The sequence below is a fragment of the Pseudoalteromonas sp. Isolate3 genome (assembly GCF_022398505.1).
Taxonomy (GTDB): Bacteria; Pseudomonadota; Gammaproteobacteria; order Enterobacterales; family Alteromonadaceae; genus Pseudoalteromonas; species Pseudoalteromonas apostichopi.
Genome location: NZ_JAKEVN010000044.1, coordinates 1 through 22,933 on the forward strand (window position 1 = coordinate 1; position 22,933 = coordinate 22,933).

Genomic DNA, 22,933 nt, shown 5'->3' on the forward strand with positions numbered 1-22,933 from the left:
GTATTATAAATAGTTTTAATCTGCACCACTGCTATTAATTGATTGGTGTTGATCAAAACTCATCCAAGGAGCAGAACACACAAGGAAAGCTCAATAACAATGATTTGGAGACACAATGATACTTTCAAAAAAAGCGCTCGCTGCGCTTAGCTTTGCATCAACACTGATACTTCCCTGTGCCTATGCGATTGATAATGGCGTATACACGATTAAATCAAAGTACAGTGCTAAGTTTGTTGAAGTTGCCAGCGCACAAACCAATGATGGTGCGAATGTCAGTCAATGGGCTAACACTAATCACGATACTCAGCGCTGGTTAATTACCAACATAGGTGGCAGCAACTATTCGGTTATTAATCTAAATAGTGGTAAAGCCCTAGAAGTGTTTGACTTCTCAACTGCCGATGGTGGCAATGTTGTGCAATATGAATACGCTAATCTTGCCAGTCAACATTGGCAAATTAATGATGAAGGTAGCGGCTACTACAGCTTCATAAATGATCACAGTGGTAAAGCACTCGACTTATATGCTTTTGATGGCAACGATGGAGCGAATATTAGCCAGTGGAGCTACAACGGCAGCGATGCGCAGCAATGGCAACTAACCAAGCTTGCTAATGTTGAATCAACACCATTTGATCCATCAACGACAAATGGCACTGCAGATCACTGGCCACTTACAGGTAATTTAGTCACCCACGATCCAACCCTTGGCTATGAAAATGGCACCTGGTGGGTTTTTCAAACGGGCCCAGGTATCTACGGTAAGTATTCAAGCAACGGTGTAGATTGGAATGATGCGCAACCGATTTTCTCAAATGGTTTAAGCTGGTGGAGTAACTACGTGCCAGATCATGATGGAATTGATGTCTGGGCGCCTGAATTAAAAAGCTACAATGGCCGCAGCTGGCTTTATTATTCTATTTCGACCTTTGGTTCACGTGTTAGTGCTATTGGCCTTACTTCTGCAAGTAGTGTGGCAACAGGTGATTGGCGTGATGATGGTTTAGTAATCAATACCACCAATAGCAATAATTACAACGCCATCGACCCAGATCTTGTAGTGGCAAAAGATGGTGCACCTTGGCTTGCCTTTGGCTCATGGAATTCGGGCATTAAACTCACACGTATTAACCCGATGACCATGAAACCATTTGGCCAAATCTATTCGTTAGCTAGTCGCTCAGGTGGGATCGAAGCACCTACCATAGTGTATCGCCAGGGCTACTACTATTTGTTTGTTTCGGTTGGCAAATGCTGTGATGGTACCAATAGTACATACCGCATTGCTTACGGTCGCTCTACTGACATTCGTGGTCCATATCTAGATAAAAATGGCATCAACATGTTAGCCAGCGGCGGCAGCATTCTTGATGCGGGTAATAGCCAATGGGTAGGCCCAGGAGGACAAGACATTTTAAATACCGATGTGATTGTTCGTCATGCCTATGATGCAGGTGATAATGGCACGCCAAAATTGCTCATAAGCACCCTTAATTGGGATGCTAATGGCTGGCCTAAATACTAGTTCTCCCCATTAAGCGCGTGCAAGCGCGCTTTTTATAATCTATCTAATATACTGCGAATAAAGTCAGAGTTGAGTATCTGAGTCACTGCCCCACTACACCATAAGTAGGCGCGTTGTATGGGATAACCTTTAAAAATCCAACGCTTACGAACATGATTAAAGTCGTGTAAATAATCAGCCTTCGTTTGTGGTAATGAATCATTGGCTAACTTCTGCCACGCTTTATAAACCCCACTCATATCAGCACCACGCATAAAACGCTGTAACCAGCGCGGAAAGCGTGCAAAGCGAATCGCTGACTGAAAATCAATGATGTAAGGCTTACCGTCTTTTGAACAAATCACATTTCCCAAATTACGTAAATCCAGATGCACCACGCCGCGGCGGTGCATTTTTGCAACTAAACGCTCAAACTCTTTAAAGAAATCACTCGGTAAGTGCTGCTGTTGCAAGGCAAGCTGGCGAAGTGGCGTGCCTTCTATAAAATCGTAAACAATGGCAATAGATGACAAACGACAAAAGTTATCGACCACTCCGTCTACGTCTTGCAGGCGTGCCAGCCCCTTGTACTCCTGATTGATAAAAAGCGGCGCGATAGTTTTTCTCACCCACCATGGGCTGTGCTGAAAGTCTTTAATAATTAAATCAAATTTCGCATCTTTGTAACGATAAACAATGGCATTAGCAAAGCGGCCTGTATGAACAACCGACAAACCTTCTGGGCTAAATTGATGAGCTGGAAATTGCGCGTGAAGCTGCGCGAGCAAAGATGATTCAAACATAACAACCCGGACTTGTTAAAATTAAATGCCTAGGCAACTATATTATCAAAATGCTCTAACAGCGACAATGTACCGCTTAGAGAAATTTATGCTTTTAAATTATGAATTGCTCTAAACAGCAAGCTTGCGAGTTGCTTTTGCTCATCATCAGAGAAGCCTGTAAGTGCTTTGCGATAGATATCATTTACGGTTGGTAAAATTTCAGGATAGAGTTGTTGGCCCTTTTTCGTGAGGCATAAAAGAGTTGAACGGCGATCTTCAACTGACTGCTTTTTAGCAACCAAGCCCTTGTCTTCTAAACGAGAAAGTAACCGACTCATAGCGCCACGGTCATACATCATGTGCTCACAAAGCTCAGCCAAGGTATTTACCTTACCACGCGCAAGTAGCACAACCACAATATATTGGGCCGACGTTAGCTCTTTATCCTCTAAAGCATCATCAAGGTGAGTAACGAGGTTTGAACGTAAATAAGAGACTAAGCGACCTAAGTCTTGCACGGGATCTAAATCTTCAATACAGCACTGGCCAATTGATGCAGGTTCTTTCATATTTCCTCTAAAACGATTAATAGCAATTCATAGACAGTTAAGCGGCAAAATAATTCAATCCTATTAGATTGCTTCTACGACTATGAATAGTGTAGCGTGAGTAAGCGTAAAAACTGTCGGGGGGCGTTATGCTAACTAAGCAACATATTATCAAGTATTTATCTCTTTCAATACTGCTACTTTTTTGTTGGCTAGAGCATTATAACCATTTCATCATGCGCTTTATCGACAGCGCCCTTGTGCAATCAACACTTGTCTATGCTTCATCTCGAACAGTCAATGCTGCTATATCGCTGTTGCAATCAGCCGAAGTGGGCATTGGTATTGCCAGTATTCAACCTGCACAGCTTCTTGACCCAGTAAATGACTTAGCAGAATACATGTCGGATGCCATGCGCCTTGCAATAGGCTCGTTATTCTTACAGCGCATTTTATACACCATTTCTTCTGGAGTTATTTTTAGCGGTGTATTTACAGTTTCAGTTGTCGCTTACTTTATTTGTGAATGGCGTAATTATTTGCCTAACGTACGTCATAAGATTATGGCAAGCTTGATTTTAATTCGCTTTTTAGTACCTGCGGTGGTGCTTACAACAGGCCTCGTTAGCCAGATATTCTTAGATGAGCAAATAAACCAGCAAAGTGAAATTGTGAGCGAAAAAGTAGAGACGGTTAATAGCAGTGCAAATAATGCCTCTGCCCTATCGGCTAAGCTAAAAGCAGAGGTCGATAGTGAAAAACAAACCATCTTCGACAAGTTATCGCTATTAAATGAGCAGCAAATTAAAAACCACCAGCGAGCCACTGAGCTCAAAGGTGATTTGGCAGAGATCGAAACACAAATAGAAGCGATTCAAGCAACCCGCAGCTTGTCTGAAAGACTCACTTTTACTGAGCTTGAACAAGCCAAGCCACTACTTGATAAAAAGCAGCAATTAACAAAGCAATTTAATGCTGTACTCGCGCAACAAAGAGCGCTTAACCTAGACAAAGACGCCTTAAACGAACAATTAGAAAACCTTAACGCATCACTCAATCAAAACCAATCGTCACAGGTGAGTAAAATTATTGATACCGTTACCTCTGGCATTAGCAACATGGTGGCTGCCGTCGAAGACTTATTTATCGACTTTTTGAATATCTTGTCACTGCTGATTTTAAAGCTGTTGCTAATGCCGCTAATATTTTTATTCCTATTTAACAAAGCCTTTAAGGCTATTTGGCAGCGCCGCTTTATGGATGTACTAATGCAAACAAAGCAATTGGCTGTTAATCGCTGATATTTCAGCTAAAGTTATAAACCTAACTCGTTTTTAAAGGATATAAGTATGACTGAGCAACGCCATAACCACATTCCCCAAGAAGCTTTCGATTGGTACGATGAATACGCCCATGGCTTAATGGATCGCCGCACCTTTATGAAAAAGCTTGGTGGCTTAGCAGCCCTTGGTTATTCAATGGCAATGCTAAGTAGCGCTTTACTGCCAAACTACGCATTAGCTGAGCAAGTATCCTTTAATGACCCTGATATTAAAGCCAGCTATAAAACCTTTGATTCGTTTAAAGGTCATGGCGAAGGAAAAGGTTATTTAGTCGAACCCGCTAATTTAACCGGTAAGCACCCATTAGTCTTAGTGATCCACGAAAACAGAGGCTTAAACCCTTATATTAAAGATGTTGCTCGTCGCCTTGCCAAAGCCGGTTTTATTGCCTTTGCGCCAGATGCATTACACCCTCTTGGTGGCTACCCTGGCAACGATGATGAAGGGCGTGCAATGCAGCGCTCTATGGATAAACAAAAAATCCAACAAGATTTTATCGCCGCAGCTGAATATATAAAAAGACACCCAAATAGTAATGGCAAACTTGGTGCGGTAGGCTTTTGCTTTGGTGGTTATATGGTCAACTACCTAGCAGCAGTTGATAGCAAACTAATTAATGCAGGCGTACCCTACTACGGAACACCCGCAGTCAAAGAGCTCAGACAAAACATCAAAGCCCCTCTACTAGTGCATTTAGCTGAGTTTGATAACCGCGTTAATGCAACATGGCCAGAATACGAGAGCGACTTAAAAGCCCATCAAGTGCCTTACACTATGCATATGTATGAACAAGCAAATCATGGTTTTCATAACGACTCCACATCGCGTTATGATGAAAAGCAGGCAGAGCTTTCATGGCAACGCACATTGGCGTTTTTCAATGAGCAATTGATTTAAACAGAGCAATTTCATACACTCTCGAAAAAATTTTAGGCTAGAAAAGAGATGGAATCGCAAGTCAGTTATCGCTTTGACTCACAGCAAACCGCCAATCGGTTTTTAAACAAGCTTAAACATTGGTCAGTGGCTAAAGTCACTGCGACACTTTGCCAAGGTGGTTATGGCGTGAAAATACGTTACGAAGTCGATACGAGTGACTTTGATTACACCCTTGCTGAGCTTGATGATTTAGCGATGCAGCACGAAGGCGAAGAGATTTAATCCTCATCCATTAAGATACTCTAAGCATAAAAAACGGCTAACCAAGGTTAGCCGTTTCGTTTATTAAAGCAGAGCTTATAAATCAAAGCTGCGTGAAATAGACGCTACAATTCGCTCATCTGCGGTATCCCAGTCAAGGCTGGTGTTTTCGCCAGCAAGCTCGAAATCAAAACCTGCAAAGCTTGTTTGATAAGCTAAACGATAATGATTGTATGATTTATCGTTGCCATCCCAGGCAAACTTATTACCATCGAGAGAATTAGAAATATCAAAGCTGGCACGAATTGCATGATTTGGTGCAATTTCAAAGGTATGGGCAACCATAGAAATCACATGCCCTGCATCGGTACCAAAGTAATCCCAAGCGTACCAAAAGTTAAGTTCTGTGAAACCTAGGCTATTGGTATAGCCAAACTTTGCATAAGTCTCAAAATAGTTACCGTCGCTTGAGTAATCTTCACCATGGTATGAATAGTAAGCAATACCATAATCAACACTAAGGGCGTCGTTTATCTCAACATAATTACCGAAATACGCATCCCACTCAATGTCAGTACCATCGCCAAAATCTACATTTGAAGCCCAAGTCCCCACATACATACCTGAATCCGCAAAGGCATAATCTAAGCTGCCTTGAATCGCTGGATCATTCATGGTTTGGCTCACACCGTTAAAGGTGTAATCTGACGCCAATGTAACCGTAGCCGATAAGTCAGCCATTGCTGATGTCGATAGTAATGCCAATGGCAACGCTGCCGCTAATACTGTTTGTCTTGTTGTCATGTTGGTTTCCTAAACTTAATGCAGTTATGTTTAGCATCATTCTCAATTACAGATAAAACATCATTTTTGGGATGCACTTAAATTACATCACCGCACAAATAAAATTTTACTCAGTCTAAATTTAAGCCAATGTCATTGATACGAACTAAATTTATCATCATTAAGTTTAGGTTATTTATATGAAAAAGGATCGTAGAAAAGTAGCCTAATTCAAAATTGATGGATTCATTCGTGGTATTTACGAATAACCGCTATCTTGCCATCTTCTATTTCGAGCACATCCATAATGGTTTGCGTGTATTCAATTTCTTGCTGGTTTTGTGGGTGTATACCTTTAGCGTGATGGGTATAACGTAAGGCAATGGCCGAATCATTAAAAATAAAGATATCGAGTAAGTTTGCTTGATATTCAGTGTGCGCCCCAAGGTAAAAAGTCATGCCTTTGCGCATCATGGCTTTACCATCTGGTTCTCTTGAATCATCAGTTTGATAAGGTAAGTGCTGGTTTGCTACGTCGTCAGTTAATAAAGCTAAAAAGGCTTCTAACTCTTTTTTGGTGGCATTAGGTGCTTGTGTTGCAACCATGGTATTGAAGTACTGCTGTGCTAATGCTGTCAGCTCTGGGTTAGCTTGCTTTGCATGGCTGCTAAATGCGCTTAGCAAACAAATAGCCAGAAAATAAAGGTGCTTCATCGTTATTCCTTGTGGTTTTAGTTATTGACTAAGAATCAAATTACGAACCTAAAATAACGACAAAACCCCTAACTATCAATAGTTTATTTTTAAGCTGTTTGTGGCTTTATAAGCGCTCGTTTATCTAAATAACCGCTGTATCTTGTTGCAATTAACGCCGCTAAACTAATAATAGCGCCAATCCAAGCAGTGTCTTGTAATGAGTAGTTTTCAACGACAACGCCTCCTAACACTGAACCTAGCGCAATACCGATATTAAACGCTGCAATGTTTAACCCAGAGGCCACATCAACTGCATTGGGTGTGAATTTTTCAGCAAGTTTAACCACATAAACTTGCAGCCCAGGAACATTACCAAATGCAAATGCCCCCCATACGAGTATGGTTAGTACCGCTGCTACTTTAGATTGCATGGTAAAGGTCAGTACTAATAGCACAATACTTAAAGCACTAAAGATAATAGTAAGCGCACTAATCGGGCCCTTTTTATCGGCTAACTTACCACCGTAGATATTCCCAACAGCAACCGATACCCCGTAAACCAGCATGATTAAGCTAATGGTGGCAGATGCAAAACCAGTTTGCTGCTCTAAAATGGGCGCTAAGTAAGTGAAAGCAGTAAATGTCCCACCATAACCAAGTATGGTCATCAAATACACCAGTAAAAGCCTAGGTTGCACCATTACCTTTAATTGCTCACCCAACGCGGCTGCTTTACTTTGCTTTAAGTTGCTTGGAATTAAAAATGCGCTGCCAATAAGTGCTATTAAACCCAATAAAGACACCACTAAAAAGGTCGCTCGCCAGCCAAAATGTTGACCAATCCAAGTCCCTAATGGCACACCGGTTACTAATGCAACCGTTAAACCAGTAAACATAATCGCGATAGCACTGGCTTCTTTATCTTTACTGACAAGCCCGGTAGCGATGGTTGAACCAATTGAGAAAAATACCCCATGAGCAAGGCCTGTTAGAACCCTTGCGGTGATCAAACTACCATAACTAGGTGCTTGCCAAGCCAGTAAGTTACCGATAACAAAAAGACTCATTAAACTAAGTAATACATGTTTTCGATTCCAGCGCCCAGTAAGCGCAGTTAGTACTGGCGCCCCCACCGCAACCCCTAATGCATACAAGCTAACAAGTAACCCAGCACTCGGTAACGAAACCATCAAATCATCAGCGATAGTTGGTACTAAGCCGACAATCACAAACTCAGTGGTGCCTATGGCAAACGCACTGAGAGTTAACGCAAGTAATGCTATTGGCATCACATATCCTCTATTAATTTTTGAAAGTGCGACTATTGTGGCTAAAATTAAATTTGCAAAAAATAGCGATAGTGACAAAATACTTTTGTCAAAAATGAAAAGGTAAAGCCATGAGTGTTGTCTCCAATACCCAAGATTTAGAAGCATTTATTAGCGTGGTTGATACCGGCGGGTTCTCAAGTGCAGCCAATGCCTTAGATGAGCAAGTAGCAAAAATATCACGGGCGGTGACTCGGCTCGAAAAATCCTTAAACGTTACTTTATTCAATCGCACCACAAGGCGCATTGAGCTGACCGAAGAAGGCGAGTTATTTTTAGGCTATGCTAGAGAAGCACTCAGTCAGCTTGCACAAGGCGAAGAAGCCTTAAAACTCCTACACAGTGCCCCATCAGGAAAGTTAAGAGTCGATGCCGCGAGCCCCTTTGTGTTTCACCAATTAGCGCCACATTTAAAAGCCTTTAATCACGCTTATCCTGATATAAAGCTCGAGATCACCAGCCACGACAACATTATCGATTTGCTTGAACATAAAACCGATATTGCCATTCGTATTGGCGAACTTGCTGATTCAAACTTGCATGCGCGCACTTTGGGCATAAGCAAACTACAGCTAGTAGCAAGCCCTGATTATTTACAAGCTGCACCACCATTAAATGAGCTAACCGACTTAGCCTCACAACAACTTATTGGTTTTACCGATGCACCGCATTTAAACCACTGGCCGCTAACCACGCCTTTAGAGCTTAAATTTTCAATCAGTGCTTCAAGTGGTGAAACTGTTCGCCAGCTTTGTATTCAAGGTCACGGCATTACCTTGTTGTCGGAATTTATGATCAATGAAGATTTAAAAGCAGGCCGTTTAGTAAAAGTGCTCGAAGGCGAAGTGCTGAGCCCTAATCGCCGCGAAAAAGTGCATGCGGTGTATTATCAAAACAGCGGTGTGTCATCACGAGTATTAGCATTTTTAGACTTTATAGCACCAAGGTTAACGCTATAGTTTTTTCATTTTTAGCAAAAGTGTTTTGTGATTACTGGCATTAATTTCATAAATAACTTTCGTTATGCTGAAAGCATATTCGCTTTTAAGGAGCCGTAATGAACAAATTATTCGAAACCGTACAACTTGCCGGTCATACATTAAAAAACCGCATTGTTATGCCACCAATGACTCGCTCTCGCTCATCACAACCGGGTGATATCGCCAATGAGTTAATGGCCGACTACTATGCCCAACGTGCCAGCGCAGGCTTAATCATTAGCGAAGGTACACAAATATCAGCGCTAGGTAAGGGCTATGCTTGGACGCCGGGTATTTATACTCCCGAGCAAATTGTCGGTTGGAAGAAAGTAACCGACAAAGTTCATCAAGCTGGTGGCATTATGTTCGCTCAGCTTTGGCATGTTGGCCGAGTGTCTCACCCAAGTAACACGGGTGGCGAGCAACCCATTGCGCCATCAGCCATTGCAGCCATTGCAGCCAAGGACGTAAAAGTTTTTATTGATGAAGATGACAAACCCGACTTTGTTGCCACATCACTGCCACTCGCAATGAGCCATGACGACATCAAACAGGTTATAAACGAATACCGCCAAGCTGCCCGTAATGCAGTTGATGCAGGGTTTGATGGTATTGAACTACATGCTGCTAATGGTTATTTAATTAATCAATTTATTGATTCAGAGTCGAACCAACGCACTGATGAATACGGCGGCAGTTTAGAAAACCGCTTACGTTTTTTACAACAAGTGACACAAGCGGTTTGTGATGAAATTGGCGCTGAGCGTGTAGGCGTGCGCCTTGCACCACTCACAACACTCAATGGTACGGTTGATGATAACCCCTTTGAAACCTATATTGGCGCAGCAAAAGTACTCAATGACCTAAACGTTGCTTACTTGCACATTGCCGAAGCTGATTGGGATGACGCGCCACTAATGGAGCAAAGCTTTAAGCAAGCACTACGTGAAAACTATGCCGGATTAATGATTTATGCAGGCAAGTACACTGGCGATAAAGCAGAGCAAGCATTAGCCGCAGGTTGGGCTGATTTAATTGGCTTTGGTCGTCCGTTTGTTGCCAACCCAGATCTGCCAGCTCGTATTGAACAAGGTATTGAGCTTGCTCAGCATGATCCAGATACCTTATTTGGAGGCGGTGCTAAAGGCTACACCGACTACCCTTTAGCAACGTAATAACACGCTAAAAAAGTAAGCTCGTCAACCAATAGCCCAGCACAATAAAGCTGATGTTGGCGAGCGCTCTTAACCACCAAGGAGCAGAGCTAAACTGAAGTTGGCTGTACTTGCTTAGCAATACCAAAGCGCCCATCACAGTAAACCAAGGAGTAAAAAAGAATATTGGCTTTAACTTCACTAAACTCACTGCTAAATCGTGCAGCGCTCCGCTTACGGAAAAGGTCACCACAACGGCACACCAAACCGGCATAATGTCATTGCAAGGCTTCATCACATAACGAGACAAATAATAGCTCCACACCGGGTTCCAATATCGCCAAAATAGATAAAACGAACTCGCCCCTAGCGAACGTGTCAGCATATTGCGCAGCGAATCTTTATGGCCAATGGGCACACCTGTGCGTTTTTTAACGTATTGAGTAAGGGTTATAGCAGCAGACACCGACTTTCTCTTTTTTACTAATGACTAATTCAGACTACTAAACAACCAGTAAAAGAGAAACCAAAACAAGGCTAGAAATTGTAACGGTTTATGAAGTGAACAGCTCTAAGGTAGGCAATAAAGCTGAGCTAAGCGCTCACTTCATTACAGTCACATTTTACTTTTCACTTTGTTGGTCGCTTGACTGATGGCAGGGTTGTCTGGCCAAAAATGTTTTGGGTAACGCCCTTTCATTTCTTTTTGCACGTCGCGGTAACTTGTTTGCCAAAAGTTAGCTAAGTCTTGGGTTAGCTGCAGCGGTCGCCGAGCTGGCGATAATAACTCCATTAATAACGGCAACTTACCTTGCGCAAGTAAAGGCGTACTGGTCATGCCATACACTTCTTGCATACGAACACTTAGCTTTGCAGGGCCATCAAGCTGATAAGTCACTTTTACATTTGAACCACTTGGCACGATTAATCGTAAGGGCAGTAATTCATTTAATAAGCTTTGCTGCTGCCAATCAAAACAGCTTTTAATCGCTTCGCTGTAGTTAAACTTTTTTAACTGCTCAAGGTTTTTAATATCATCAAAATAAGGTGCAAGCCATTGGTTATCAACGATTAATTCATCACGATTAAAAAGTGGGAATGATTCGGGTAATAGCTTACTTGCTAAGCTCATTCGAATCAGTAACTGCTCACTGTCGGGCTGTTCATTAAATAACGAAAAGCCCTGCTTACTAAATAAGTTTAACCACGCTTTAGTGCGCTCGCTCTTATCTAGGGGCTGTTTACTTGGCTGACTCGCTATGGTTATAGCACCGAGCTTGAGCTCATCTTGATGGATAAAGCGCCCTGCTTTCTCATCGTATTCGCAGCGAGTTTGCTCAGTAAATAAATGCGAAAGCTCATCTTCAAGCTCACTTGGCATAAAGGCAACAGCAGCGAAAACACGGTTTCCCTTATGACCGCCCATGTGAGCAATGGCAATATAATCATCGTTATGCCAAAACTCCTCACTTAAGTCTGCGCCCGCACCATTGGCAAGTAAATAACCATTACCGCGCTTTTTTGCTAGCCGGTCAGGAAAAGCAAGCGCCACCAGCACCGCTAAATACTCTGTTTTAAGCTCATCAACCGGCTTGAGCTGCAAGCGTGATAGCCAATAAGTTAATTGCTGCTTAAATACTGGGTGCGGTTTGCTGTGCTGACTATGTAATGCCAAATTAAGATCAGCAGGCATACTAATGCGGCTTTCAAGCAGTGCAGTTAAATACCCCGCTAATATATAAATACCAGGCATGCGCTGCTCTAGTTGCTTTGCTTTAATAAGCATGTGCGAGAGGCGAATATCGGCTCCATAGCTCAGCATTTGGCTGCCAAGCGAGGTCAGCTTTTCATTTTCATCAATAGCTTCGAGCATTTTCAAAAGTGCCGTTGCCTGCTTAATTTGCTGGCTACTTGGTGGGTCGAGTAAGCTTAGCTCAGCAAGTGATGCCCCCCACTGTTTTGTCTCTAATAACAACTGACTAATATCACTGGTAAGAATTTCTGGCGCATCATGGCTGTTACGGCGCTCAAAGGTTTGCTTAGAGCCTAATCGATACACAACCCCCGGCTCAATACGTCCAGCACGACCACCGCGCTGTATAGCTGAAGAACGAGAGATACTTTGAGTAACAAGTTCAGTGACACCGGTTTTTAAATTGAAATTAGCAGCACGGCGTTTGCCGCTATCAACCACAATGCGTATTCCTTCAATGGTCAAACTGGTTTCAGCCACATTGGTGGTTAATACCACTTTGCGTTTGCCATTTTTAGCTGGCGCTATAGCAGCTTGTTGCTCGTTTTTATTTTGCTCACCATACAAGCTAAATACTTCGACACTATCAGCTAAATCGTTTAGAGATTGCTGAACGCGTATGATTTCACGCTGTCCTGGTAAGAATACTAAAGCACTACCCGTTTGCTCACTAAGCGCCTGTTTTATCACGGCGGGTATATCATCAAGCCAGCGGCTTTCGTCTTTAAGTGGAATATACACTTCATCAATGGGGTAGCTTCGCCCTTGAGATGAGATAATAGGGCAGCTAAAAAAGTCACTGTAACGATCGCCGTCTAAGGTTGCCGACATCAGTAAGATTTTTAAATCATCGCGAAGTGCCGCCTGTGTTTCGAGGGCAAATGCCAAAGCTGTATCAGCAGCAATTGAGCGCTCGTGAAATTCATCAAATATAAGTAAATCAACATCACTTAGCTCTGGGTCATTTTGTAACATACGCGTCAGCATGCCTTCGGTGACTATTTCGAGCTTTGTTGCAGCGCTTACTTTTGATTCGCCACGAATACGTAAGCCGACACTTCCGCCGACTTTTTCATTTTGCTGACTTGCCAAGTACTGAGCAATATTGCGAGCGGCGAGTCGTCTTGGCTCTAACATTACAATGCGTTTAAAGTGCCCTTCGCGCATCAAGGTAAGAGGCAGCCATGTTGATTTACCTGCTCCCGGTGGCGCTTGCAATAAGGCCATAGGGTTACTCTGTAATATGGTTAACAGGGATTGATAAATATCTTGAACTGGCAGCACGTTAGGTATCTCTTACTTTCTTTTCGCGCATTGTATCAAAAAATCAAAAGTTGCGATGAATAGAGGCTTATTTTCTGTATCGAGCTTTACAAGTGAAAACATTGCATTCTGCCTGTTTAGGCTTATTCTTGATTAAGCAACCAAACAAAAATCAGGATAAGGAATTAACTTGTTCAGGATTTACTTTCACATTTTAATCACCTTGCTACTTTTGGTTTTGCCGTTTCAAAATGCGTTTAGTCAGCAAAAAATTACGGTAGCACTTGGAAATACCATGCCGCCTTGGGTAATGGTTGAAGACAACTCCGGCATTATTCCGGACTTGCTTCGCGCGACACTCGGTGCACATGGTTATCAAATACAATTCGTCTACGCCCCCTATGCAAGACGGATCACTTTATACAATGAAAACTTAGTTGATGTTGTTTATGATATAAATGAAAAAGTTATCGAGACTCATAGAATGAGCGGCTACTTTTCAGATATTGCTTACAGCTATGAGAACTTTGCTTTTAGCCTAACCAAACAAAACCTTCAGCTTAATTCTATTGGCCAATTAAAACACTTTAGTGTTCTTTCATGGCAAGGTGCTAAAGAATTACTCTCGCCAGAATATCAAGTAATGGCCAGAGAAAATCCACAATACGCAGAAACTTATGATCAATTAGCACAAGTACAACTTTTGTATCGAAAGCGCTATGAGGTGATCCAGATGGACGGTAAAATTTTTGACTATTACCGAGCATTAATTAACATCAAGGGGGAAATTGATGTCTCTGAACCAGTGCAACGATTTGCATTATTTGGCAAGAATTCGAACGGCTTTTTATTTCGTGACGAAGCCTTAAGAGACCTATTTAACGAGAGCTTACGTAAGCTCAAATCAACTGAAGAATATATACGTATAATAAATCGCTATACATCTAAAAGTCACTGAGCAGCATAAAGCACTACCGGAACAGAAAATTTTACAGACTTTCTTTAAAAACTACGTAGTAATTGCAACTTTCTATCCTCCCTCCTTACTATCATAAAAAACAAAACAACTACTAATCAACAAGTTAACCAAATAAAACATATGGTACAGCGATTGCTTTAATTAAAGTGAATGTTTAACAAAGTAAGGAGATTATGATGAACAGCGATCGTTTAGAAGGCAATTGGAAAGAGCTTAAAGGTAAAGCACAACGTAAATGGGGTGACCTTACCAATGATGATTTAGATAAAATTGAAGGTAGCCGTAAAGAGCTGGTTGGTAAGCTTCAGCAAAAATACGGTAAATCGAAAGAAGAAGCTGAGCGTGAAGTCAGCGACTTTGAAAAAGGCCATTAATTTGAGCAATCAATAAAGCCGCTTATTGCGGCTTTATATTTTAAGCTGGCTCATGCTTTGCTAAATCTACTTCAGCGACCGTTTGATTTTTACCTTGTGATTTAGCGCGGTATAGCCGTTTGTCGGCAATGTTTAAACAATGATCCATGCTCTCACCAGCAACGCGCACGTACAAGCCAATACTTAAGGTGACATGAAAACGATGCTGGCCACTCTTAAATGGCTTTTCAGCGAGTTTTTTATGGATTTTTTCAGCTACTTTTCTGGCCCTAAGTTCATAGCCTGTCGGGATCACAATTAAAAACTCTTCGCCGCCCCAACGGGAAATAACATCTCCTTCTGCGCACACTTTTTTAAATACATCAGCAAAAAATATCAGCACCTCATCGCCCACTTGATGTCCGTAGGTGTCGTTGATTTGTTTAAAGTTATCAACATCCATCAGTAAAAACACTGACCCTTCACCAAAGCGCTCATCTTGCAAACATTCTGTTGCATAGCGACGATTAGCGAGTTCTGTCATCGCGTCTGTGCGAGCAAGCTTTTGATTAAGCTTAAGTTGCTCCATTAACTGCAAACTGTATTTATTACGGTAATATTCGTAGAAGCCGGCCAAAATACATAAAATCGAGAAACACAGCATGACCCGTGTAGGAAAGTAGTAGCTCGGATAACTGTAATAACCTAATTGATCGGTAAAGTAGAAAAGCACCGAGATAATAATGGCGAGTAATATAAGATCAAAGGCACCGCGCTTTAAGCCACGAATAAAAAAGGTCACGGGAGATACAATAAATAGCCATAACGGCCCTGTGCCATTGCTGCCACCCGAGACAGTTAAGAAGCACATCATTGCATAAAGTGCGTATAGCATGAGTACTGAGATAAATTGATCACGCCCCTTTATTAAAAAAGGCAAAGCAAAAATTACAACGCCAACAATTAATAAATAACTTAACGCGATGTAGCCATCTTGATAACTTGTGACCGACATCAACAAAGAGGTCACTGCACCAATAAATGCAAATACGCGTAAGAATCGCGCTTTATCTCTCTCGCTTGCATTCACAGTATCAATCACAATTCCACCTTAGACTCCTTGCTCAACCTCAATAACTTTAACACAAATATTTAAATTAGAAGGAAATTACCAATAATTAAGCTATGAAAATGCATTAAAGATAAAAAAGTATGATCAAAAAATGGGCACAAAATAATGGCAATATAGCAGTAAAAAAACGAGCCAGATTTGGCTCGTTTCATTTAAAATTTAAAGCTAATAACTAACTACTATTCAGGTTCATAGCCTAAATTAGGCGACAACCAACGCTCAGCTTCTGCAAGTGTCATGTTGGTCCGCTTGGCATAATCTTCAACCTGATCCTTTTGAATTTGCGCCACAGCATAGTACTTAGCTTCAGGATGAGAAAAATACCAGCCAGATACAGCAGCTCCCGGCCACATTGCGTATGAACTGGTTAGCTTCATACCAATACGCTGCTCGGTATCGAGTAACTGCCAAATTTTCTTCTTCTCTGTATGCTCAGGACAGGCAGGGTAACCTGGCGCTGGGCGAATACCTTGGTAGTTTTCACGGATAAGTTCGTCATTCGATAGATTCTCATCTACCGCATAGCCCCAATACTCTTTACGCACTTGCTCATGCAAATACTCAGCAAAGGCTTCTGCTAAACGGTCTGCAACTGCTTTAACCATGATCTTATTGTAATCATCTTGCTTAGCATCGAAGGCATCGGCAAGGTCATCTTCTTCAAGACCACCAGTTACCGCAAAGGCCCCGAAGTAATCGGGGGTGCCTTTTGGCGCAATATAATCAGCTAAGCAGTAGTTAGCAAAGTCGGTTTTTTCCGTTTGCTGACGCAAATGACACGATGTAGTTAAAAGCGTTGTACGTGACTCATCGGTATAAATCTCAATGTCATCCCCTACTCGGTTTGCTGGGAATAAACCAATTACACCTAGTGGCTGTAGCGCACCTGTTTGCTCAAGCTCATCAAGCATTGCATTGGCATCAGCAAATAAGCTTTTTGCTTGTTCACCGACAATTTCATCTTCAAGAATACGTGGGTATTTGCCAGCAATTGACCAAGTCATGAAATAAGGTGTCCAGTCGATGTACTGTCTTAAAGTAGCAATCGAAACATCTTTAAACTCAGTTACACCCAACCTTTTCGGCACTGGTGGCGTGTAGTTGTCCCAATCAAGTTTAGCTGCGTTGTCGCGAGCTCGCTGCAAAGTAACTGGTTTTGAACGTGGCTTTTTACGTGCTTGTTGCTCACGTACTTTTTCATACTCAGTTTTAGTTTTCTCTAAAAAAGCTGGCTTTAATTCTTTAGACAATAAATTAGAGACCACACCCACAGCACGGCTAGCATTATTTACGTAAACCACACCTTTATCATACTGCGGCTCAATTTTAACCGCGGTATGCGCTTTAGAGGTTGTTGCACCACCAATCAGTAGCGGTAATTCAAAACCACGGCGAGTCATTTCTTTAGCAACATGCACCATTTCATCAAGCGAAGGGGTAATAAGCCCTGATAAACCAATAATATCGGCTTTCTCGTCAATAGCAGTTTGCAAAATTTTCTCTGCCGGCACCATCACACCAAGATCAATGACCTCGTAGTTATTACATTGCAGTACTACGCCTACGATATTCTTACCAATATCGTGCACGTCGCCCTTAACGGTTGCCATAACCACTTTACCGTTCGTTGCGCCTTCTTCTTTTTCAGCTTCAATGAAAGGGTCAAGATAGGCAACGGCACGCTTCATCACACGGGCAGATTTAACAACCTGAGGTAAGAACATTTTACCCGCACCGAATAAGTCACCTACTACGTTCATGCCATCCATAAGCGGGCCTTCGATAACTTCAATTGGCTTAGCTTTGCTCTTACGGCACTCTTCAGTATCTTCGTCGATATACTCAGTAATGCCTTTTACTAGCGCGTGTTCAAGGCGCTTTTCAACAGGCCATGTACGCCATTCTAAATCTTCAACTTTTTCTGCTTGGGCCATACCTGAGTATTTTGGTGCAAGTTCAACAAGTCGCTCACCTGCACCGGGGTCGGTATTGAGGATCACATCTTCCACTGCTTTACGCAGCTCTTCGGGGATATCGTCGTAAACCGCTAATTGGCCAGCATTTACAATACCCATATCCATACCCGCTTTAATCGCATGGTATAAAAACACTGAGTGGATAGCTTCGCGTACCGGGTTGTTACCACGGAACGAAAACGACACATTCGATACACCGCCCGACACTTTACAATGCGGTAAGCCTTGCTTGATTCGACGCGTACCTTCAATAAATTCAACAGCGTAATTATCGTGCTCTTCAATGCCCGTTGCTACAGCAAAAATATTTGGATCAAAAATAATATCTTCTGGCGGGAAGCCAATATCATCAACAAGTATTTTGTAGCTACGCTGACAAATCTCGAACTTACGATCAGCGGTTTCAGCTTGACCGGCTTCATCAAACGCCATAACAACCGCAGCGGCACCAAAACGTTTTATTATTTTGGCTTGCCGTATGAACGGTTCTTCACCTTCTTTAAGTGAAATTGAATTAACAATGGCTTTACCTTGAATACATTTTAAGCCTGCTTCAATAACGTCCCATTTCGATGAGTCGACCATGATAGGTACTTTTGAGATATCAGGCTCTGATGCAATTAAATTTAAAAACTTTACCATCGCAGCTTTCGAATCCAACATGGCTTCATCCATATTGATATCAATCACTTGCGCACCATTTTCTACTTGTTCACGGGCAACATCGAGGGCAGTCTCGTAATCTTCTTCCATGATTAAGCGTTTAAACTTAGCCGAGCCTGTTACATTGGTACGCTCACCGACGTTAGTAAATACAGCAATTTGGTCAGTCATGTCGGTTTCCTAGTTTAAGTTACACGCTTCAAGGCCCGATAAGCGCATACGCACTTCAAGCTCAGGTAATTGGCGAGGTTTAACACCTTCAAGGCCTTTCGCAAACGCCTTTATATGAGCCGGTGTGGTGCCGCAACAACCACCTACAATGTTGATAAAGCCAGACTTGCCCCAATCAATAATTTCTTTTGCCATTTCAGGGGCTTCTAAATCATATTCGCCAAACTCGTTCGGTAAACCTGCATTTGGATGCACCGAGGTAAAGGTTTCACAAACACGGGATAACTCTTCAACATACTGGCGCAGTAAGTCAGGGCCAAGGGCGCAGTTAAGGCCGATTGATAGCGGCTTAATATGGCGAATTGAGTTATAAAATGCTTCTGTTGTTTGGCCTGATAAAGTACGGCCTGAGGCATCGGTAATGGTGCCTGAGATCATCACAGGTAAACTACGACCAGCCTGTTCGAATGCTTCTTCCACAGCGAACGAAGCAGCTTTTGCATTAAGCGTATCAAAGATAGTTTCAATCAAAATGAGGTCTGCACCGCCTTCCATAAGTGCAAGTGTTGACTCAACATACGCGGCCACCAGCTTATCAAAGTTGATATTTCGATAACCTGGATCGTTTACATCTGGCGAAATAGAACAGGTTTTTGATGTTGGTCCAAGTACGCCTGCAACATAACGAGGCTTGCTTGGATCTTTTGTTTCAAACTCATCACATACGCCGCGTGCAAGCTTAGCTGACTCTAGGTTGATTTCGCGGCTAAGGCTAGCCATGTCGTAATCTTCCATCGAAATAGTCGTGGCATTAAAAGTATTGGTTTCGATGATATCGGCACCGGCTTCTAAGTAAGCACGGTGAATATCAGCAATGATTTTTGGCTGAGTCAGGCTTAATAAGTCGTTATTGCCTTTAATAAGTACATGCCAGTCTTTAAAGCGCTCACCGCGATAATCCTGTTCTTCTAATTTATGTTCTTGGATCATGGTGCCCATCGCGCCATCGAGGATTAAAATTCGCTGTTTTAGCGCCTCGGTTAATTGTTCGCGTTTATTCACTGCATTACTCGGCATAGTTGTTAGTCCTTACATCTTGGCTAACTAAGTTAATATCATACGGTGTAGTTTGGTACACATAATAGTTTAACCAATTCGAAAACAATAAAAAGGCATGGCTTTGCCACGTTTTCGACGGTTCGTTATCTGGGTTATCGTCAGGGAAGTAGTTTTCTGGCTTAGGCGCATCAGCTGATTTTTCTTGGTCACGCAAATACTCCCCTTTTAGGGTATGGGCATCGTACTCTGGATGGCCCGTAATATATACTTGGCTACCTGATTTATTTTTAATTAAATAGGCACCTACTCGCTCAGAGCCTGCTAACACAACCAGCTCATCGCAGGCATTGATCTTCTCGATATCAATATGACCATAGCGAGAATGTGGCACTAAAAAGGTGTCATCAAAGCCTCGGGTAAGTGCCGCATGATCAAAATAACTTTTATGGGTAAATACGCCACTGAGTTTATTTGGTTTCAGATCACGCTTCAGACCATAGTGATGATAAAGCCCAGCATGGGCCGCCCAACACGAAAACAACGTAGACGTAACATGCTGCTCTGCCCAATCTAAAATAACTTTTAGTTCATCCCAGTAAGCAACTTCGTCATACTCTAAATGAGCAAGCGGCGCGCCTGTTATGATCATGGCATCGTAGTTATTATCTTTCACTTCTGAAAAATAACGATAGAAAGTATCCATATGCTGCTCAGAGTTACTACTCGTGCGATGAGTATCCAACCTCAGCAACTCAACATTAACTTGTAACGGTGAGTTAGCTAATAATCGAATAAATTGCACTTCGGTTTCAACTTTGTTTGGCATTAAGTTTAAGATAGCCAAACGCATTGGACGAATCTCTTGCGTTTTAGCACGACTTTTTGGCATTACAAACACGTTCTCTTGACGTAATTTTGCAATGGCTGGCAATTCATCTTTTACTGTAATGGGCATAGCTGGCTCCGAGCATACTTATCTGACTGCTAATTATGAACGGATAGTTAGAAATTTCAACCTCTAGATGTTTAGATGTCCAAATGAATTTTATTTGTTTGAAAGCAAAGCCCATAAAAGCCTGTTTCGTTGACGTATACGCGACAGAGCCTCTACAATATACGCTGTTAATTTTTCTTATAAATTGAAGGCTCCTTTCATGGTGTTACCAGATAAGTTTATATTCTCGATGAGTCGAGTTTCTAAGGTTGTGCCACCTAAGCGCACTATCTTAAAAGATATTTCTTTACACTTTTTCCCAGGCGCAAAAATTGGTGTGCTAGGTCTAAACGGTGCAGGTAAATCAACGTTACTTCGCATTATGGCTGGTGTTGATCAAGACTTTGAAGGTGAAGCTCGCCCTCAACCTGGCACTAAAATCGGTTACTTACCGCAAGAGCCAGTGCTTGACGAAAGCAAAACAGTTCGCGAAACAGTAGAAGAAGCAGTAAGCGAAGTTAAAAATGCACTAAACCGCCTTGATGAAGTATACAACGAGTATGCAATGGACGGTGCTGACTTCGATGCACTTGCTAAAGAGCAAGGCGAACTTGAAGCTATCATCCAAGCGCACGACGGTCACAATATCGACAACGTGTTAGAGCGTGCAGCTGATGCATTACGTCTTCCACCTTGGGATGCAAAAATTGAACACCTTTCGGGTGGTGAGCGTCGCCGTGTTGCGATCTGTCGTTTACTACTTGAAAAACCAGATATGCTTATTCTTGACGAGCCAACCAACCACTTAGATGCTGAGTCAGTTGCTTGGTTAGAGCGCTTCTTACACGATTACGAAGGTACCGTGGTTGCTGTAACCCACGACCGTTACTTCTTAGATAACGTAGCAGGTTGGATTTTAGAACTTGACCGTGGTGAAGGTATTCCTTGGGAAGGTAACTACTCATCGTGGCTTGAGCAAAAAGATTTACGTTTACAACAAGAACAGAAATCTGAAAAAGCACGTCAAAAATCAATCGCGCAAGAACTTGAATGGGTTCGTTCAAACCCGAAAGGCCGTCAAGCTAAGTCTAAAGCACGTATGGCACAGTTCTCTGAGCTACAGCAAAACGATTACCAAAAGCGTAACGAAACAAATGAACTATTCATTCCACCGGGTCCACGCTTAGGTGACCAAGTTATCGAAGTGAAAGGTCTGAAGAAAAGCTTTGGCGATCGCGTATTAATCGATGACTTAAACTTTGCAATGCCAAAAGGCGCTATCGTAGGTATTATCGGCGCTAATGGTGCGGGTAAATCAACCCTGTTCAAAATGCTAAGTGGTGAAGAAACGCCAGATAGCGGTGAGATCCTTGTTGGTGATACTGTTGAGCTTGCAACCGTTGATCAGTTCCGTGGTGACATGGACGAAAGCAACACCGTTTTCCAAGAAATCTCAAACGGCCAAGACGTATTAAAAATTGGTAACTTTGAATTCCCAAGCCGTGCCTATGTTGGCCGCTTTAACTTCAAAGGTAACGACCAACAAAAATTCGTTAAAGACTTATCAGGTGGTGAGCGCAACCGTTTACATCTAGCTAAGTTATTAAAAGCAGGTGGTAACGTGTTACTACTGGATGAGCCTACCAATGACCTAGACGTTGAAACATTACGTGCACTTGAGAACGCTATTTTAGAGTTCCCAGGCTGTGTAATGTGTATCTCGCATGACCGTTGGTTCCTTGACCGTATTGCTACACATATTCTTGATTACCGTGACGAAGGCCAAATTAACTTCTTCGATGGTAACTACACAGAATACGAAGAGTGGCTGAAGAAAACCTTAGGCGCAGAAGCGGCACAACCTAAGCGTATTAAATACAAAAAAATTGGCTAATTAGCTGATACTCAAAAAGCCCCGATTTAGGGGCTTTTTTGTTGCTATAATCATTTCCCTCACTAATTTCATAATGATCTATACTCATTAAGTTAATATAGGTGGAGATAAAGTTATGAATGAACGCAGAGAGTTTTCGCGGGTATTATTTTCTTGCCCTGCGATCCTTCGCATCGAAGATAACGACTACCACTGTCAGTTACTTGATCTATCTTTGCAAGGTGCGCTTATTACTAAAAGTGATTCATTTTTAGTGCCTATTCATAGTAAGGCAGACTTAATCTTTACCCTGCCAGAGTCAAATATCGAGATAAAAATGCAAGTGGAGCTGTGCCATATTGAGCATCAACATGCAGGCCTTCGCTGTGAACATATAGATATTGATAGTATTACTCACTTAAAACGACTGATTGAGCTAAACTTGGGTGATGAAGCATTATTACATCGCGAGTTAGGCCATTTAATTCACGCACCAGAGTAAACATTTGCCAG

Annotated in this window: 21 protein-coding genes; 10 read left to right on the plus strand and 11 right to left on the minus strand. The window is 42.2% G+C overall.

The window, feature by feature from the left end:
- The first annotated feature begins 115 nt into the window (after window positions 1-115).
- On the plus strand, window positions 116-1,528 hold the full coding sequence (locus L1D46_RS20915) for a family 43 glycosylhydrolase (protein ID WP_275668437.1): 1,413 nt from the start codon (window positions 116-118) through the stop codon (window positions 1,526-1,528).
- A 32-nt stretch (window positions 1,529-1,560) separates the two neighbouring features.
- Here the strand turns inward: L1D46_RS20915 and L1D46_RS10545 are convergent, their stop codons facing one another.
- The gene (locus L1D46_RS10545) at window positions 1,561-2,310 is read right to left on the minus strand and encodes an RIO1 family regulatory kinase/ATPase (protein WP_178926677.1); all 750 of its coding nucleotides are present in this window, start codon (window positions 2,308-2,310) and stop codon (window positions 1,561-1,563) included.
- A gap of 86 nt (window positions 2,311-2,396) precedes the next feature.
- Window positions 2,397-2,861 (minus strand): MarR family transcriptional regulator, encoded by a 465-nt coding sequence (locus L1D46_RS10550; protein WP_130052158.1) that lies wholly within the window; start codon window positions 2,859-2,861, stop codon window positions 2,397-2,399.
- Window positions 2,862-2,989: 128 nt separating this feature from the next.
- Here L1D46_RS10550 and L1D46_RS10555 point away from each other — a divergent pair, with 128 nt between their 5' ends.
- The 3 genes from L1D46_RS10555 to L1D46_RS10565 are packed head-to-tail and all read left to right on the plus strand — an operon-like array spanning window position 2,990 to window position 5,344.
- Window positions 2,990-4,141, plus strand: a complete 1,152-nt coding sequence (locus L1D46_RS10555) for a hypothetical protein (protein WP_130052159.1) — start codon at window positions 2,990-2,992, stop codon at window positions 4,139-4,141.
- A gap of 48 nt (window positions 4,142-4,189) precedes the next feature.
- On the plus strand, window positions 4,190-5,080 hold the full coding sequence (locus tag L1D46_RS10560) for a dienelactone hydrolase family protein (protein ID WP_130052160.1): 891 nt from the start codon (window positions 4,190-4,192) through the stop codon (window positions 5,078-5,080).
- 48 nt (window positions 5,081-5,128) lie between these two features.
- The gene (locus tag L1D46_RS10565) at window positions 5,129-5,344 is read left to right on the plus strand and encodes a hypothetical protein (RefSeq protein WP_130052161.1); all 216 of its coding nucleotides are present in this window, start codon (window positions 5,129-5,131) and stop codon (window positions 5,342-5,344) included.
- A gap of 75 nt (window positions 5,345-5,419) precedes the next feature.
- Here L1D46_RS10565 and L1D46_RS10570 read toward each other — a convergent pair whose 3' ends face one another.
- The 3 genes from L1D46_RS10570 to L1D46_RS10580 form a co-directional block, all read right to left on the minus strand.
- Window positions 5,420-6,127 carry a TorF family putative porin gene (locus L1D46_RS10570; RefSeq protein ID WP_130052162.1) on the minus strand — a complete coding sequence of 236 codons (708 nt, stop codon included), beginning with the start codon at window positions 6,125-6,127 and terminating at the stop codon, window positions 5,420-5,422.
- Between the two features lie 225 nt (window positions 6,128-6,352).
- On the minus strand, window positions 6,353-6,820 hold the full coding sequence (locus L1D46_RS10575; protein ID WP_239977531.1) for a nuclear transport factor 2 family protein: 468 nt from the start codon (window positions 6,818-6,820) through the stop codon (window positions 6,353-6,355).
- Between the two features lie 89 nt (window positions 6,821-6,909).
- Window positions 6,910-8,091, minus strand: a complete 1,182-nt coding sequence (locus L1D46_RS10580; RefSeq protein WP_239977532.1) for an MFS transporter — start codon at window positions 8,089-8,091, stop codon at window positions 6,910-6,912.
- A 110-nt stretch (window positions 8,092-8,201) separates the two neighbouring features.
- On the opposite strand from L1D46_RS10580, the gene L1D46_RS10585 reads away from it, so the two are divergent.
- Together L1D46_RS10585 and L1D46_RS10590 are read left to right on the plus strand one after the other, a co-directional pair.
- Complete coding sequence (locus L1D46_RS10585) at window positions 8,202-9,089, plus strand: LysR substrate-binding domain-containing protein (protein ID WP_130052165.1); 888 nt, start codon at window positions 8,202-8,204, stop codon at window positions 9,087-9,089.
- 98 nt (window positions 9,090-9,187) lie between these two features.
- A complete protein-coding gene (locus L1D46_RS10590) occupies window positions 9,188-10,285 on the plus strand; it encodes an alkene reductase (RefSeq protein WP_239977533.1) in 1,098 nt (365 codons plus the stop codon).
- A 7-nt stretch (window positions 10,286-10,292) separates the two neighbouring features.
- Here L1D46_RS10590 and L1D46_RS10595 read toward each other — a convergent pair whose 3' ends face one another.
- Together L1D46_RS10595 and hrpB are read right to left on the minus strand one after the other, a co-directional pair.
- A complete protein-coding gene (locus tag L1D46_RS10595; protein ID WP_239977534.1) occupies window positions 10,293-10,730 on the minus strand; it encodes an acyltransferase in 438 nt (145 codons plus the stop codon).
- A gap of 150 nt (window positions 10,731-10,880) precedes the next feature.
- Complete coding sequence (gene hrpB, locus L1D46_RS10600) at window positions 10,881-13,301, minus strand: ATP-dependent helicase HrpB (protein WP_239977535.1); 2,421 nt, start codon at window positions 13,299-13,301, stop codon at window positions 10,881-10,883.
- Between the two features lie 169 nt (window positions 13,302-13,470).
- On the opposite strand from hrpB, the gene L1D46_RS10605 reads away from it, so the two are divergent.
- Both L1D46_RS10605 and L1D46_RS10610 read left to right on the plus strand, forming a co-directional pair.
- The gene (locus tag L1D46_RS10605; RefSeq protein ID WP_239977536.1) at window positions 13,471-14,238 is read left to right on the plus strand and encodes a transporter substrate-binding domain-containing protein; all 768 of its coding nucleotides are present in this window, start codon (window positions 13,471-13,473) and stop codon (window positions 14,236-14,238) included.
- Window positions 14,239-14,435: 197 nt separating this feature from the next.
- Window positions 14,436-14,633 carry a CsbD family protein gene (locus L1D46_RS10610; RefSeq protein ID WP_130052324.1) on the plus strand — a complete coding sequence of 66 codons (198 nt, stop codon included), beginning with the start codon at window positions 14,436-14,438 and terminating at the stop codon, window positions 14,631-14,633.
- A gap of 40 nt (window positions 14,634-14,673) precedes the next feature.
- On the opposite strand, the gene L1D46_RS20975 is transcribed toward L1D46_RS10610, so the two are convergent.
- From L1D46_RS20975 to metA, 4 genes are all read right to left on the minus strand, one after another.
- Window positions 14,674-15,714 (minus strand): GGDEF domain-containing protein, encoded by a 1,041-nt coding sequence (locus tag L1D46_RS20975; protein ID WP_239977537.1) that lies wholly within the window; start codon window positions 15,712-15,714, stop codon window positions 14,674-14,676.
- A 209-nt stretch (window positions 15,715-15,923) separates the two neighbouring features.
- On the minus strand, window positions 15,924-18,554 hold the full coding sequence (gene metH, locus L1D46_RS10620) for a methionine synthase (RefSeq protein WP_239977538.1): 2,631 nt from the start codon (window positions 18,552-18,554) through the stop codon (window positions 15,924-15,926).
- 9 nt (window positions 18,555-18,563) lie between these two features.
- Window positions 18,564-19,631, minus strand: coding sequence for a homocysteine S-methyltransferase family protein (locus tag L1D46_RS10625; protein WP_239977539.1), 1,068 nt, complete (start codon window positions 19,629-19,631; stop codon window positions 18,564-18,566).
- On the minus strand, window positions 19,621-20,568 hold the full coding sequence (gene metA / locus L1D46_RS10630) for a homoserine O-succinyltransferase (RefSeq protein WP_130052172.1): 948 nt from the start codon (window positions 20,566-20,568) through the stop codon (window positions 19,621-19,623). The genes L1D46_RS10625 and metA overlap by 11 nt, the downstream gene beginning before the upstream one ends.
- Before the next feature lie 199 nt (window positions 20,569-20,767).
- Between metA and ettA the strand changes: the two genes are divergently transcribed.
- Together ettA and L1D46_RS10640 are read left to right on the plus strand one after the other, a co-directional pair.
- Entirely contained in the window at window positions 20,768-22,441 is a 1,674-nt protein-coding gene (gene ettA, locus L1D46_RS10635; RefSeq protein ID WP_130052173.1) for an energy-dependent translational throttle protein EttA, read from the plus strand.
- 115 nt (window positions 22,442-22,556) lie between these two features.
- Window positions 22,557-22,922 carry a PilZ domain-containing protein gene (locus L1D46_RS10640; RefSeq protein ID WP_130052174.1) on the plus strand — a complete coding sequence of 122 codons (366 nt, stop codon included), beginning with the start codon at window positions 22,557-22,559 and terminating at the stop codon, window positions 22,920-22,922.
- The last annotated feature ends 11 nt before the right edge of the window (window positions 22,923-22,933 follow it).

Bases quoted from the DNA above. Each gene is read 5' to 3' on its own strand.
- L1D46_RS10585 (WP_130052165.1), top strand. From the start codon at position 8,202: ATGAGTGTTGTCTCCAATACCCAAGATTTAGAAGCATTTATTAGCGTG.
- L1D46_RS10590 (WP_239977533.1), top strand. From the start codon at position 9,188: ATGAACAAATTATTCGAAACCGTACAACTTGCCGGTCATACATTAAAA.
- L1D46_RS10555 (WP_130052159.1), top strand. From the start codon at position 2,990: ATGCTAACTAAGCAACATATTATCAAGTATTTATCTCTTTCAATACTG.
- L1D46_RS20915 (WP_275668437.1), top strand. From the start codon at position 116: ATGATACTTTCAAAAAAAGCGCTCGCTGCGCTTAGCTTTGCATCAACA.
- L1D46_RS10545 (WP_178926677.1), bottom strand. From the start codon at position 2,310: ATGTTTGAATCATCTTTGCTCGCGCAGCTTCACGCGCAATTTCCAGCT.
- L1D46_RS10565 (WP_130052161.1), top strand. From the start codon at position 5,129: ATGGAATCGCAAGTCAGTTATCGCTTTGACTCACAGCAAACCGCCAAT.
- metA (WP_130052172.1), bottom strand. From the start codon at position 20,568: ATGCCCATTACAGTAAAAGATGAATTGCCAGCCATTGCAAAATTACGT.
- L1D46_RS10550 (WP_130052158.1), bottom strand. From the start codon at position 2,861: ATGAAAGAACCTGCATCAATTGGCCAGTGCTGTATTGAAGATTTAGAT.
- L1D46_RS10575 (WP_239977531.1), bottom strand. From the start codon at position 6,820: ATGAAGCACCTTTATTTTCTGGCTATTTGTTTGCTAAGCGCATTTAGC.
- L1D46_RS10625 (WP_239977539.1), bottom strand. From the start codon at position 19,631: ATGCCGAGTAATGCAGTGAATAAACGCGAACAATTAACCGAGGCGCTA.
- L1D46_RS10610 (WP_130052324.1), top strand. From the start codon at position 14,436: ATGAACAGCGATCGTTTAGAAGGCAATTGGAAAGAGCTTAAAGGTAAA.
- L1D46_RS10640 (WP_130052174.1), top strand. From the start codon at position 22,557: ATGAATGAACGCAGAGAGTTTTCGCGGGTATTATTTTCTTGCCCTGCG.
- ettA (WP_130052173.1), top strand. From the start codon at position 20,768: ATGGTGTTACCAGATAAGTTTATATTCTCGATGAGTCGAGTTTCTAAG.
- L1D46_RS10570 (WP_130052162.1), bottom strand. From the start codon at position 6,127: ATGACAACAAGACAAACAGTATTAGCGGCAGCGTTGCCATTGGCATTA.
- L1D46_RS10580 (WP_239977532.1), bottom strand. From the start codon at position 8,091: ATGCCAATAGCATTACTTGCGTTAACTCTCAGTGCGTTTGCCATAGGC.
- metH (WP_239977538.1), bottom strand. From the start codon at position 18,554: ATGACTGACCAAATTGCTGTATTTACTAACGTCGGTGAGCGTACCAAT.
- L1D46_RS10560 (WP_130052160.1), top strand. From the start codon at position 4,190: ATGACTGAGCAACGCCATAACCACATTCCCCAAGAAGCTTTCGATTGG.